This is a genomic window from Veillonella sp. CHU732, assembly GCF_003992085.1.
Taxonomy (GTDB): Bacteria; Bacillota; Negativicutes; order Veillonellales; family Veillonellaceae; genus F0422.
On record NZ_RQVC01000041.1, the window covers coordinates 1 to 266 of the forward strand.

The 266-nt window shown below is 48.1% G+C and carries 2 tRNA genes; both read left to right on the top strand.

Annotation, left to right across the window (positions count from 1 at the left end):
- Window positions 1-11: 11 nt before the first annotated feature.
- Window positions 12-88: transfer RNA gene (locus tag EO121_RS08580), tRNA-Ile, on the top strand.
- Between the two features lie 101 nt (window positions 89-189).
- Window positions 190-265 (top strand) — tRNA-Ala (locus EO121_RS08585).
- Window position 266 lies beyond the last annotated feature (1 nt).

Below are 266 nucleotides of genomic sequence, written 5' to 3' on the forward strand. Positions count from 1 at the left end.
CTCTCATATGTAGGCCTATAGCTCAGCTGGTTAGAGCGCACGCCTGATAAGCGTGAGGTCGGTGGTTCAAGTCCACTTAGGCCTACCAGTGCCTTTCTTCGATGAAGAAGAGCTAATATATTAAGTCCTATCTTAAGATGGAAGAAATTCCTAATAAGGATAGATTCCGAATACAAGATAGACTCACATGGGGGCGTAGCTCAGTTGGGAGAGCACCTGCCTTGCAAGCAGGGGGTCAGGAGTTCGAATCTCCTCGTCTCCACCAT